This window comes from Nocardioides ginsengisegetis, from assembly GCF_014138045.1.
GTDB classification, from domain to species: Bacteria; Actinomycetota; Actinomycetes; order Propionibacteriales; family Nocardioidaceae; genus Nocardioides; species Nocardioides ginsengisegetis.
Map to the genome: position 1 here is coordinate 1,106,470 of NZ_JACGXA010000001.1, position 11,460 is coordinate 1,117,929.

An 11,460-nucleotide genomic window follows, 5' to 3' on the forward strand; every position below is an offset into this window, starting at 1 on the left:
GTACCAAGTCCCTGGGTGAGGCCGCTCGCTGGTTGAGGAGCGAGCGTCTCGAAACCCGGCGAGCCACGGTGCGGTCTTGTGCGCCGACGTTGGGTGCGGGACCTCGCGCCTTCGGCGCGCAATTACAGAGATATGGGGTCACCGCAGGGTTCGCACGAGGTGCCTCCGGACCCTGCTTGTGGCTTTCGGTCGCCTTGCTCGACCGCTGTGATCGAGGTTTTCAAAGCTTTACTTCCAGAGGTTGTGGATCGGGCGCCTGACGCCCGGAACTGTCGGTGGTCGCTGCTGGAATGGACCCATGCTGGTGGAGACCATGAACGGCGGGATCGGGATCCAGGTCGACGACCTGGACGACGACTTCCTGCTCTACCTGGTCTCCGATGCGGAGGTCCAGGACCGCCAGGCCCAGCGCCGCAAGCTGCGGTACGCCGTGCAGTGGGCCCACCGTCACCCCGCCACCGACGAGTCCGGTGCCGCGACCTGGGCCGAGGCCGGCCGCGGCGGCGGTGGGCTGGACTGCGACGAGGCCATCGCCGGCGACGGCGCACCCCTGGTCGCGGCGTTCGCCGCGGAGCCGTTCGCGGCCGCGATGGGGATCTCCACCGCCGCCGGGATCGCGCTGATCGCCGACGGGCTCAACCTGCGCCACCGCCACCCGCGGATCTGGGCCACGGTCGAAGCCCTCGAGGTCCCCGTCTGGCGCGCCCGCCGGGTCGCGCAGCTGTGCGCCGCCCAGTCCGCCGCGGTCGCCGCCCACGTCGACGCCGCCCTCGCGGACCGGATGGGTGCCTGGGGTGTGACCACGATCGAGAACGCCATCGCCGCGGCGCTGGCCGACCTCGACCCCGAGACGGTCGCGGACGCCGAGGACGAGGCCAAGGCCGCGTGGGGCGTGCGGCTCACCCACGGCTCGCCCCGCCGACTCGGGGTCTGGGCCGGCACGTCGACGTTGGAGATCACCGGCGACACCGCCGACCTCACTGCCCTGCACGACCTGATCTGCGCCACCGCCCACCAGCTCCTCACCGACGGCTCGCAGGACGCCTTGGACATCCGCAAGGCCCGGGCGGCCGGCGTCATCGCCACACAGACCGGTGCTGGTGGCGCGACGCCGGTGACCCGGATGTACCTCCACATCGACGCCGACGACCTCGCCGACCCGACCGCGACCGGGTGGGCCGAACGCCTCGGCCCGGCCACCCTGACCAAGATCCGCGACTGGCTCGCCGGCACCCGGGCCACGATCCTCCCCGTGCTGGACATGCGCCGCACCGACGCGGTGGACCGGCACGACCCACCGGCCTGGATGGCCGAACAGGTCCGGCTCCGCGACCCCCACTGCGTCTTCCCCTGGTGCCAGAAGGACTCTCGGGGCTGCGACCTCGACCACATCGAGCCCTACATCCCCCTCGACGAGGGTGGCCCGCCGGGTCAGACGAACCCACGGAATCTCGGTCCGTTGTGTCGGCGGCATCACCGCTGCAAGACCAGCCGACGATGGCACTACGCCAGGAATCCCGACGGCACCTACACCTGGACCGGACCCCACGGCCGGACCTACCTCGTGACGCCCCTCGGCACGACCGCGCTCAGCTGAGGCTGCCCGCCAGCGCGACGACCAACACGCCCACCGCCGGCAGGAAGCCGACGAGCAGGACCACGGCGAGGTCCTTGCGATGCGCCCATCCGAAGGCGCACACGGCGATCGCCACCAGGAGGCTGAGGACCTCCGTGCCGCCACCGATCGCGTTGCTCGCCCAGGTCAGGCCGACCGCGAGCGACAGGAGATGGCCGACCGGGTGAGGGCGGGGCCGGTCCCGCATGGTCAGGGCGAGAGCCGCGAGGACGAGGGCAACGCCGGCGTACCAGAGGTGGTGGCCGACCACCTCGTCCCACAAGTGGGCGGTCGGCCCCGGGTCCTCGTTGCCGACCGAGTTGGCGGCGAGGTGGATGCCGTGGCCGGAGGTGTAGGCGACGACACCGGCCGCGAAGAGGACCCAGTGCCGCATCGGGGCCCGTGCTGCGTGCAGGGTCACGGCCCCTGGTGCGAGGACCAGCCACGGCACGGCGAGGTCGAGCCAGTCCGTCCAGCGAGTGGCGTCGAGAGTGGTGCCGAGGCCGTCAGGCACCAGGCCGAGGTGGTGGAGGACCGAGTAGGCCAGCGCCGTGGCGGCCAGCCACCTCGAGTACATGGGCGTCAGCATGCACGCAGGACCGCCGGAGCCAGCGCTACCGCGCCAGGAGCCTGCAGCCCGACGAGGTGCCGGACCAGGTCCGGCACCTCGAGGTCGACCCGCTCCAGCAGGTGCTGGCGCTGGAGCAGGGTCCGGTTGAGCTGTCGCGGGGAGAGCCGCACGGGCTACTGGAGGGTGAAGGTGCGGGTGTCGACGAAGGGACCGCCACCCTCGCCGCCGGACGGGTCGTCGGTCGAGGCCTTGAAGACGTAGGTGCCGGCGGGCAGCGGGGACACGTCGACCTCGTCGTGCCACGGGTAGAGGTCGTTGCCGTAGGCACCCTCGGCGGTGACGAACCCGTCCTGCACGACCTTGCCGTCCTGCAGGATCTGCCACGGCACGTTGGCCTCGAAGGAGTTGGCCACGCCCGAGATCGAGAGCGTCCCTGAGGTGCTGTCACCCTCCTCGGGCGAGGTGATGCTGACCAGCGACAGCACGTCGATCTGCTTGTCGTTGGCGATCGGCTCGGACGTCGGGACGCCGAGGACCTGGTCGATCGGGTTCCCGCCCATCGTGAACTGGACGCCGGCCCGCGCCTGCACGGCGGCCTGCAGCGTGTAGACGACCTGCTGGACGGCCTCCTTGGCGACCTCCTCGCTCATGCCCGACGGCCGGTCGTGCAGCGAGGAGTCGGCGAGGTCGATCGAGATGAAGTCGCCGTTGTACGACGCCCCCGTGAACGTGCCCTCCGGCCACGGCGTGGAGTAGTCCGGGTCGGACGGCGGCGCGGAGAGGGCGTGGACGGCGGCGTCGAGCTTGTCCGTGCCGGTCACGGCGTCGAACTCTCGGTAGAGGCGCACCCCCTGCGGCGTGTCGCCGAGGTAGTACGCCGCCACGGTGAAGTCCGAGGCAGCGGGCTCCGTCGGGGAGGGCGAGTCCGGCGACTGCGAGGAGTCGGAGCCCTGGGTGGGCTTGCCGTGGTGGGACTGCTGCGCCGGACCGGGGTTGTCGTCGTCGCTGCTGGTCAGGCCGAGGTTGTCGCCGGCGAAGGCGATCGCGCCGATGACGGCAGCCGTGGCGACGGCGCCGAGCAGGGCGTAGCGCCAGGGGTTGGAGCGGCGTGCGGACATGGGGGTCACCTTCGTTCGGGAGCGGATGGAGTCGAGGGCGTCGGAGGGCTCGACCTCGGACACGGCGTCGTGGAACAGCTCTGCGAGGCGTGCCTCGTCGGGGTCGCGGGGGTCCAGGGGTGTGGTCATGGCCGGTCCTCCTGCAGCCAGTAGGGATCGAGCAGCGTGCGCAGGGTGGCGGCGCCGCGCGAGGCGTGGCTCTTCACCGCGCCGCGGCTGATGCCGAGCGCGTCGGCGATCTCGGCCTCGGACAGGTCCAGGTAGTAGCGCAGCGCGAGCACCTCCCGCTGCCGCTCGGGCAGCTCCCGCATCGCCTCCAGTACGGCGGTCCGCCGGGCCGAGTCCACCGAGGCCCGGTCGGTCCCGGGCTCGGCGGGAGGCGCGGGGGCGGCGGCCGCGTGACGTGCCACGACCGCCCGGTGCCGCAGCACCGACCGCGACCGGTTGACGACCGCCTGCCGCAGGTAGCCCAGCGCGAGGTCCGGATCGCGCAGCCGGGACCACCGGCCGTGCATCGCGACGAACGCGTCCTGGACGACTTCCTCGGCCGTGCCGACGTCGCGCACCAGCAGCACGGAGAGGCGGACGAGCTGTCGCCAGTGGGCCGCGTACAGCTGCTCGACCGCGGCATCGGAGTCCCACGGGACGGGCATCAGGGCAGCCCTCCCGCCAGAGACTCTGGCCGCCGTCGCATGGGTCATCACGCTAGTGGCACGCCCCGGCGACCCCGGGGGTTTACCTCGGCGCTTCGCGAGTTTTCATGCGACGATGACTGACGGAAAAGACGGAGGTACGGGAGACATGACTGCGGCAGACGACTGCCTGTTCTGCAAGATCGTGGCGGGGGAGATCCCGGCCGAGGTGGTCCACGTGACCGAGTCGGCGGTGGCGTTCCGGGACATCAACGCCCAGGCGCCCACGCACGTCCTCGTGGTGCCCCGGGACCACTACGCCAACGCGGTCGAGCTGGCCGAGGGCGACCCCGCCGCGACGGCCGAGCTGGTGCGCGTCGCCGCCGCCGTTGCGACCGCAGAGGGCCACGACGACTACCGCCTGGTGTTCAACACCGGGCCGGGCGTCGGGCAGACGGTGTTCCACGCCCACCTCCACCTGCTCGCGGGCCGCCCGATGACGTGGCCGCCCGGATGAACGGGATGAGCCGCCTGAAGGTCCTCGCCGCGGCCGCCGCCCTGGTCCTGCTGGCGGGCTGTGCTCCGTCGGACCAGAACGACGCGGCGCCCACGAACACGCCGACGAGCGCCTCGGACGCCGCCCCCACCCAGCTGCCCGTGCCCGTCGCCGACCCGAAGACCCAGCTGCCGCTGCGCGCGGGGGAGAAGCGGATGACGCTGGCGATGCCGACGGACTACACCCCGTCCGCACCCACCGGCGTCGGCACCGACGACTACCGCTGCTTCCTGCTCGACCCGCACCTGACGAAGGACGTCTACCTCACCGGCACCAACGTGCTGCCGGGCAACCCCGACGTCGTGCACCACGTGATCCTCTTCCGCGTCGACCCCGCACAGGTGGCCGAGGCGAAGGCCAAGGACGCCAGCGAGGACGGCGAGGGCTGGACCTGCTTCGGCGGCACCGGCCTGCGCGGCGACTTCTCCAACGTCGACGACGCCAACTGGCTCGGCGCCTGGGCGCCCGGCGGCAAGGAGTCCGAGACTCGGCCCGGCTACGGCGTACACCTCGCCCGGGGCAGCCGGATCATCATGCAGGTCCACTACAACCTGCTGGTCGGCGACAGCCCCGACCGGTCGGCCGCGCAGGTCCGCTGGCGCCCGGGCACCGCCCACCTCGACCCGATCCACACGTTCCTGATGCCGGCCCCCGTCGAGCTTCCGTGCCGCGCCGGCCACGACCAGAGCCCGCTGTGCGACCGCGACGCGGCCGTCGCCGACGTCAAGGCGCGCTTCGGCCAGGGCCCCGGCTCCACCGCCGACATCCTCTACTTCCTCTGCGGCGGCACGCCGCACCCCTCCGAGGTCACCTCCTGCACGCGCCGCGTGCAGCAGCCGATGACGATCCTCGGCGTCGCCGGCCACATGCACCTGCTCGGCCGCTGGATCAGGATCGAGACCAACCCCGGCACGCCCGAGGCGAAGACGATCCTCGACATCCCGATCTGGGACTTCGACAACCAGGGCGCCAAGCCGATCACGCCGGTCCACCTCGACACGTGGGACACCGTCAAGGTCACCTGCAAGCACGTGCAGTGGCTGCGCGACAAGCTGCCGTCCTTCCAGGGCCAGGACGAGCGGTACGTCGTGTGGGGCGAGGGCACCACCGACGAGATGTGCCTGGGCATGCTCCAGGTGGCGTTCGACGGCGAGCGGTCCTGACCAGCGCATGATCACCAGCCGGGAGGCCGTCGAGGAACTCCTCGACCGGATCGAGACCGCCGACGTCCACACCAACGCCGTCTGCACGCTGCACCCCGACGCGCTGGGCCAGGCCGAGGCGCTGGACGCCGAGTCCGCTGCGGGCCGCACCCGCAGCCCGCTGCACGGCCGCGCGATCCTGGTCAAGGACAACGTCGACACCCACGACCTGCCCACCACGGCCGGGTCGCTGGCGCTGGCCGACGTCCCGCCGCCGGCCCGCGACGCCGCCCTCGTCCAGCGGCTGCGCGCCGCCGGGATGGTCGTGCTGGGCAAGACCAACCTGTCGGAGTGGGCCAACATCCGCGACGGCAACTCCGCATCGGGCTGGAGCGCCTACGGCGGCCTGACGCGCAACCCCTACGGGCTCAACCGGTCGGCGGGCGGGTCCAGCTCGGGCAGCGGCGCGGCCCTCGCGGCCGGGCTCGCGCCCTTCGCGATCGGCACCGAGACCGACGGCTCGATCTCCTGCCCGGCCGCGTTCAACGGCTGTGTCGGGTTCAAGCCCACGGTCGGGCTGGTCCCCACCGCCGGCGTCGTGCCGATCTCGTCCTCGCAGGACTCACCCGGCCCGATGGCGATGACGGTCCGCGACGCCGCCGCGCTGCTGTCGGTGCTGGCCGACGACGGCGTCGACTACGCCGCCCACGCCGTGCCGGGACGCCTGGCCGGCAAGCGGATCGGTGTGCCGCGGGCGACGTACTGGGGCTACTCGCCGCACGCCGACGCGGCCGCCGAGCGCGCCGTCGCGCTGCTGGCCGCCGAGGGCGCCACGATCGTCGACCACACCGACCTGCCCGAGATCGGGGAGCAGGCGTGGGCCGACGAGCTCACCGTCCTGCTCGCCGAGCTGCGCCACGGGCTGGCGGGCTACCTCGCCGGCCGCCCCGGCGACGTGCCGCGCACCCTCGAGGAGGTCGTCCAGTACAACCGCGACCACGCCGACCTCGAGCTCGCCCACTTCGGACAGTCGCTGTTCGAGCAGGCGCTGGAGGGGCCGACCGTCGACGACGACGCCTACCGCGAGGCCCGCGACCGCTGCGTCGCCCTGACCCGCACCGACGGCATCGACAAGATCCTGCATGAGCACGGCCTCGACGCCCTGGTCACGCCGTCCTACGCGCCGGCCGCGCCGATCGACCTGGTCAACCCCGAGGCGCATCCTGGCTCGTGCACGAGTGCGACCGCGATGGCCGGCTACCCGCTGCTCACCGTGCCGACCGAGCTCGCGGCCGGCCTGCCCGTGGCGGTGTCCTTCTGGGGAGCGTCCGGCAGCGAGCGGACGCTCGTGGAGATCGCCCACGGCTACGAGCTGGCCCGCGACCGCAGCACAGGACCGCTGCCGGAGCCGACCTTCCCGACGTTCGTCTAGAACCCGAGGAGCAGTCCCCACAGGAGCCGCACGACGTAGAGCGCGGCGGGGAACGCGAACACGACCAGCATCACCCACGCGGTGACGCGGTGCAGCGGCTTGGCCGGGTCGAGCGAGCCCGCGAAGTCGAGCAGCGCGCCGTCGGGCACCGACCGGTTGAGGCCCATGCGCTGCGCGTCCAGAGGGAGGTGCGTGGGCGGCGTCCAGTCCGCGTCCTCGTCGTCCTCCCAGGCGGTCATGGCTCCACGGTACGTCCCCCGGGCGGCGTACGACGGCAACTCGGTGGGCCTGAGAGGGGCGAGTGCGTAGCATGGAGGGCGCTCGATCACCTACCGGAGAGGCGCCCTCGGGGCATCCATGACTGACAGCAACCCGCACGGGGTGCACGCGGCACCGCCGAAGCACGAGACCCGCCACGTCGTGGTGGTCCCCAACAGCATCAACATGGTCAGTCTCCTCGGCCCGGGGGATGAGTACCTCGGGATCATCGAGGGCGCGCTCGCCGCCGAGATCCACGTCCGGGGCAACCGGATCAGCCTCAAGGGCGAGCCCGGCGAGGTCGCCCTCGCCGACCGGCTGCTCGACGAGCTGGTCACGATCATCCGCACCGGCCAGGGCGTCACGTCCGAGACCGTCGAGCGCGTGATCACGATGCTGCGGGCCGAGACCACCGAGCGGCCCGCCGACGTGCTGTCGCTCAACATCCTCAGCAACCGTGGCCGCTCGATCCGCCCCAAGACGCTCAACCAGAAGCGCTACGTCGACTCGATCGACAAGCACACCATCACCTTCGGCATCGGCCCCGCCGGCACCGGCAAGACCTACCTCGCGATGGCCAAGGCCGTGCAGGCGCTGCAGTCCAAGAACGTCAACCGGATCATCCTGACCCGGCCGGCCGTCGAGGCGGGGGAGCGGCTGGGCTACCTGCCCGGCACGCTCTCGGAGAAGATCGACCCCTACCTGCGCCCGCTCTACGACGCGCTGCACGACATGATCGACCCCGAGACGATCCCCAAGCTGCTCGCCGCCGGGACCATCGAGGTCGCGCCGCTGGCCTACATGCGCGGCCGCACGCTCAACGACGCGTTCATCATCCTCGACGAGGCGCAGAACACCTCGCCGGAGCAGATGAAGATGTTCCTGACCCGGCTCGGCTTCAACTCCAAGATCGTCGTCACCGGCGACGTCACCCAGGTCGACCTGCCCAACGGCACGAAGTCCGGCCTGAAGGTCATCGAGGGGATCCTCGACGGCGTCGAGGACATCGTCTTCAACCGGCTCACCAGCCACGACGTCGTCCGGCACCGGCTGGTCGGCAAGATCGTGGCGGCGTACGACGAGTTCGACGCCCGCGGCGGCTTCACCCCGCACGCCGCTGCGTCGCACAACCAGAACCACACCCCCGGGAGCCGTCCGTGAGCATCGAGGTCCTCAACGAGTCCGGCCACGAGCTCGACGTCAAGCAGCTGGCCGCGCTCAGCCGGTTCGTGATGGACCGGATGCGCGTGCACCCCCAGGCCGAGCTGTGCATCAAGGCCGTCGACGAGTCCACCATCGCCGAGCTCAACGAGCAGTGGATGGAGAAGGAGGGGCCGACCGACGTGCTCGCCTTCCCCATGGACGAGCTGCGTCCAGGCCTGGTCAACGAGGAGCCCGAGGAGGGCGTCCTCGGCGACCTCGTGCTCTGCCCGGACATCGCGGCCAGGCAGGGCGAGACCGCCGGCCACGGCACGTGGGCCGAGATCGAGCTGCTCACCACCCACGGCATCCTGCACCTGCTCGGCTACGACCACGCCGAGCCGGAGGAGCACAAGGAGATGTTCGGTCTCCAGGACGAGCTGCTCGCCGCCTGGCGGGTCTCGGCAAGCTCGACCACCGATTGATGACCGCCGACAGATGACCACTGGCGATCTCTGGCTGCTCCTCGCGGCAGCCGCCCTCGTCCTGCTCGCCGGTGCCTTCTCGGCCGCCGACGCCGCCCTCGGCTCCTTCTCGCGCGCCCGCGCGGAGGAGCTCATCGGCGACGACCGGCCCGGCGCGCGGCGGCTGCTGACGCTGCTCGAGGACGCGCCGCGTTACCTCAACACCGCGCTGCTGCTGCGGCTGGCCTGCGAGATCTCCGCGATCGTGCTGGTCACCCTCGAGGCCTCCGACGCGTACGGCGGCTCGTGGTGGCCCACGGTCCTGACCGCGATCGGCGCGATGCTGGTCGTCTCGTTCGTCGTGATCGGGGTCGCCCCGCGCACCGTCGGCCGGCAGCACTCCGAGCGGATCGCGCTGGTCTCGGCGGCGCCGCTCGCCTGGGTGACCACCGTGCTCGGCCCGCTGCCGCGGCTGCTGATCCTGGTCGGCAACGCGATCACCCCCGGCAAGGGCTTCCGCGAGGGCCCGTTCTCCACGGAGACCGAGCTGCGCGAGCTCGTCGACCTCGCCGAGGCCTCGGCGGTGATCGAGTCCGGCGAACGCAAGATGATCCACGGCGTCTTCGAGCTCGGCGACACCACGGCGCGCGAGGTGATGGTGCCGCGCAACGACGTCGTCTACGTCGAGCGCCACAAGAACCTCCGCCAGACCATGTCGCTCTTCCTGCGCAGCGGCTACTCGCGGGTGCCGGTCATCGGCGAGAACCTCGACGACATCGTCGGCTTCGCCTACCTCAAGGACATCGTCCGGCGGGACTTCGAGGCACCCGACGTGGAGTTCACCCAGCGCATCGACGAGGTCATGCGGCCGGCCGCCTACGTCCCGGAGTCCAAGCCCGTCGACGCCCTGCTCTCGGAGATGCAGGCCAAGCGGCAGCACATCGCCGTCGTCGTCGACGAGTACGGCGGCACCGCCGGCCTGATCACCATCGAGGACATCCTCGAGGAGATCGTCGGCGAGATCACCGACGAGTACGACGAGGAGGAGATCGAGGTCGAGGTGCTGCCCTCGGGCACCACCCGGGTCTCCTCGCGCTACCCGATCGACGACCTCGACGAGCTCTTCGGCCGGCGGGTCGAGGAGGAGGACGTCGACTCGGTCGGCGGCCTGATGGCCAAGCACCTCGGGCGCGTCCCGATCCCCGGCTCGCACGTCGAGGCGCACGGCCTGCGCTTCGAGGCCGAGGGCACCGCCGGTCGCCGCAACAAGATCGGCACCGTCCTCATCACCCGCCTCGAGCGGGAGCCCGACCACGACCCAGGAGACCCCAGTGAGTGACCTGCAGCCCGAGGACAAGAAGCTCGTCACCCTCGCCCGCGCCACCCGCGCGCGCGTCGGTGCGGCCGAGGGCGCCGCGATCCGCGACGCCGACGGGCGCACCTACGCCGCCGCGACCGTCGACCTGCCATCGCTGCAGGTCACCGCCGTGCAGGCCTGCGTGGCCATGGCGGTCGCGTCCGGCGTCAAGGGCCTCGAGGCGGCGGTGCTGCTCACCGAGGCCACCGAGCCGACCGCCCCCGACCTGGCCGCGCTGACCGACCTCGGTGGGTCCGGCGTCGTCGTCCACCTCGGTGACGCGAAGGGCACCATCCACACCACTGTCAGCACCTAGGCTGGCGCCCGTGCGCGTGCGAGTGATGGTCCTGGCCGTGGTGGCCGCCCTGCTCGCGATGACCCCGCCCGCGCAGGCGGCGACACCCGCGCCCGGCCGGGCCATGTGGCTCTGGGACCGGCCCGACCCCGCGGACCTGGTCGCGTTCGCGGTCGACCACGGCGTCTCCGAGATCTTCGTGTCGCTCCCGCCCGACCTCGCGCACGACCCGTCGCTCGGCTACTACCGGGACCTGCGGGCCCGCACCCGCGCGGCCGGGATCGCGATGTCGGCGCTGGGCAGCGAGACGACGTACGTCGACCAGCCGCGGGTGGCCCTCGCCTGGCAGCGGTCCGCGCTGTCGACCGGCCTCTTCGACGGCGTGCACCTCGACATCGAGCCGTGGATCCACCCCGACTGGAAGACCGCCCGACCGGCCCTGCTCGACCGCTACCTCGCCCTGCTGTCGACCCTGGCCGGTGACACCACGCTGCCCGTCGAGGCGGACATCGCCTTCTGGCTGGACACGATCAAGGTCCACGGCCATCGGCTCGACAGGCAGGTGATCGCGCGCGTCGACGCCGTCACCGTGATGACCTACCGGCACGTCGCCACGGGTCCCGACGGGATCCTCGCGCTCGGCGCGAAGGCGATCGAGGCGGCGACCGCCGCGGGCAAGCCGGTGCGGCTGGCGGTGGAGACCAACCACCTCGGCGACGGCCCGATCGCGCTCAAGCAGACGTTCTGGTCGCGGCCGCAGCCCGAGCTCACCGGAGTGCTCGCGCAGGTCGACGCGGGGGTGCCCGCGGGGTCGACGTACCGCGGGATCGCCGTGCATGACTACGAGGGCTGGCGCGCCCTCGCGGAACTGTAACGATTC

Annotated in this window: 14 protein-coding genes; 9 read left to right on the forward strand and 5 right to left on the reverse strand. The window is 71.9% G+C overall.

Features of this window, described 5'->3' with window-relative positions; translation table 11 throughout:
- The first annotated feature begins 298 nt into the window (after window positions 1-298).
- Window positions 299-1,597: an HNH endonuclease signature motif containing protein gene (locus FB382_RS05160; protein WP_182537364.1), complete on the forward strand. Its 1,299-nt coding sequence runs from the start codon at window positions 299-301 to the stop codon at window positions 1,595-1,597.
- On the opposite strand, the gene FB382_RS05165 is transcribed toward FB382_RS05160, so the two are convergent.
- Genes FB382_RS05165 through FB382_RS05180 form a run of 4 tightly spaced genes read right to left on the reverse strand, consistent with a single transcriptional unit; the run spans window position 1,590 to window position 3,957 of the window.
- Complete coding sequence (locus FB382_RS05165) at window positions 1,590-2,192, reverse strand: hypothetical protein (protein WP_182537366.1); 603 nt, start codon at window positions 2,190-2,192, stop codon at window positions 1,590-1,592. The genes FB382_RS05160 and FB382_RS05165 overlap by 8 nt on opposite strands.
- Before the next feature lie 5 nt (window positions 2,193-2,197).
- The gene (locus FB382_RS05170) at window positions 2,198-2,356 is read right to left on the reverse strand and encodes a hypothetical protein (protein ID WP_182537368.1); all 159 of its coding nucleotides are present in this window, start codon (window positions 2,354-2,356) and stop codon (window positions 2,198-2,200) included.
- 3 nt (window positions 2,357-2,359) lie between these two features.
- On the reverse strand, window positions 2,360-3,433 hold the full coding sequence (locus tag FB382_RS05175; protein WP_182537370.1) for a Gmad2 immunoglobulin-like domain-containing protein: 1,074 nt from the start codon (window positions 3,431-3,433) through the stop codon (window positions 2,360-2,362).
- A complete protein-coding gene (locus FB382_RS05180; RefSeq protein ID WP_220481266.1) occupies window positions 3,430-3,957 on the reverse strand; it encodes a SigE family RNA polymerase sigma factor in 528 nt (175 codons plus the stop codon). The genes FB382_RS05175 and FB382_RS05180 overlap by 4 nt, the downstream gene beginning before the upstream one ends.
- A gap of 148 nt (window positions 3,958-4,105) precedes the next feature.
- Between FB382_RS05180 and FB382_RS05185 the strand changes: the two genes are divergently transcribed.
- Genes FB382_RS05185 through FB382_RS05195 form a run of 3 tightly spaced genes read left to right on the forward strand, consistent with a single transcriptional unit; the run spans window position 4,106 to window position 7,066 of the window.
- A complete protein-coding gene (locus tag FB382_RS05185) occupies window positions 4,106-4,453 on the forward strand; it encodes an HIT domain-containing protein (protein ID WP_182537374.1) in 348 nt (115 codons plus the stop codon).
- A 5-nt stretch (window positions 4,454-4,458) separates the two neighbouring features.
- Complete coding sequence (locus FB382_RS05190; RefSeq protein ID WP_246377095.1) at window positions 4,459-5,655, forward strand: hypothetical protein; 1,197 nt, start codon at window positions 4,459-4,461, stop codon at window positions 5,653-5,655.
- Window positions 5,656-5,662: 7 nt separating this feature from the next.
- Window positions 5,663-7,066: an amidase family protein gene (locus FB382_RS05195; protein ID WP_182537378.1), complete on the forward strand. Its 1,404-nt coding sequence runs from the start codon at window positions 5,663-5,665 to the stop codon at window positions 7,064-7,066.
- On the opposite strand, the gene FB382_RS05200 is transcribed toward FB382_RS05195, so the two are convergent.
- Window positions 7,063-7,305 carry a hypothetical protein gene (locus FB382_RS05200; protein ID WP_182537380.1) on the reverse strand — a complete coding sequence of 81 codons (243 nt, stop codon included), beginning with the start codon at window positions 7,303-7,305 and terminating at the stop codon, window positions 7,063-7,065. The two genes, FB382_RS05195 and FB382_RS05200, sit on opposite strands and share 4 nt — an antisense overlap.
- A gap of 118 nt (window positions 7,306-7,423) precedes the next feature.
- Between FB382_RS05200 and FB382_RS05205 the strand changes: the two genes are divergently transcribed.
- From FB382_RS05205 to FB382_RS05225, 5 genes are read left to right on the forward strand one after another with little or no spacing between them, the layout of a single operon-like run.
- Entirely contained in the window at window positions 7,424-8,485 is a 1,062-nt protein-coding gene (locus FB382_RS05205; RefSeq protein ID WP_182537382.1) for a PhoH family protein, read from the forward strand.
- Window positions 8,482-8,949, forward strand: coding sequence for an rRNA maturation RNase YbeY (gene ybeY / locus FB382_RS05210; RefSeq protein WP_125035464.1), 468 nt, complete (start codon window positions 8,482-8,484; stop codon window positions 8,947-8,949). The genes FB382_RS05205 and ybeY overlap by 4 nt, the downstream gene beginning before the upstream one ends.
- A gap of 13 nt (window positions 8,950-8,962) precedes the next feature.
- The gene (locus FB382_RS05215) at window positions 8,963-10,267 is read left to right on the forward strand and encodes a hemolysin family protein (RefSeq protein WP_182537384.1); all 1,305 of its coding nucleotides are present in this window, start codon (window positions 8,963-8,965) and stop codon (window positions 10,265-10,267) included.
- Window positions 10,260-10,601: a cytidine deaminase gene (locus FB382_RS05220; protein WP_182537385.1), complete on the forward strand. Its 342-nt coding sequence runs from the start codon at window positions 10,260-10,262 to the stop codon at window positions 10,599-10,601. Before FB382_RS05215 ends, FB382_RS05220 begins: the two co-directional genes overlap by 8 nt.
- A 10-nt stretch (window positions 10,602-10,611) precedes the next feature.
- The gene (locus FB382_RS05225) at window positions 10,612-11,454 is read left to right on the forward strand and encodes a hypothetical protein (RefSeq protein ID WP_182537387.1); all 843 of its coding nucleotides are present in this window, start codon (window positions 10,612-10,614) and stop codon (window positions 11,452-11,454) included.
- The last annotated feature ends 6 nt before the right edge of the window (window positions 11,455-11,460 follow it).

Coding starts and splice junctions, on each gene's coding strand:
- FB382_RS05200 (WP_182537380.1), bottom strand. CDS start 7,305: ATGACCGCCTGGGAGGACGACGAGGACGCGGACTGGACGCCGCCCACG.
- FB382_RS05180 (WP_220481266.1), bottom strand. CDS start 3,957: ATGCCCGTCCCGTGGGACTCCGATGCCGCGGTCGAGCAGCTGTACGCG.
- FB382_RS05165 (WP_182537366.1), bottom strand. CDS start 2,192: ATGTACTCGAGGTGGCTGGCCGCCACGGCGCTGGCCTACTCGGTCCTC.
- FB382_RS05185 (WP_182537374.1), top strand. CDS start 4,106: ATGACTGCGGCAGACGACTGCCTGTTCTGCAAGATCGTGGCGGGGGAG.
- FB382_RS05215 (WP_182537384.1), top strand. CDS start 8,963: ATGACCACTGGCGATCTCTGGCTGCTCCTCGCGGCAGCCGCCCTCGTC.
- FB382_RS05190 (WP_246377095.1), top strand. CDS start 4,459: ATGAGCCGCCTGAAGGTCCTCGCCGCGGCCGCCGCCCTGGTCCTGCTG.
- FB382_RS05160 (WP_182537364.1), top strand. CDS start 299: ATGCTGGTGGAGACCATGAACGGCGGGATCGGGATCCAGGTCGACGAC.
- FB382_RS05175 (WP_182537370.1), bottom strand. CDS start 3,433: ATGACCACACCCCTGGACCCCCGCGACCCCGACGAGGCACGCCTCGCA.
- FB382_RS05195 (WP_182537378.1), top strand. CDS start 5,663: ATGATCACCAGCCGGGAGGCCGTCGAGGAACTCCTCGACCGGATCGAG.
- FB382_RS05205 (WP_182537382.1), top strand. CDS start 7,424: ATGACTGACAGCAACCCGCACGGGGTGCACGCGGCACCGCCGAAGCAC.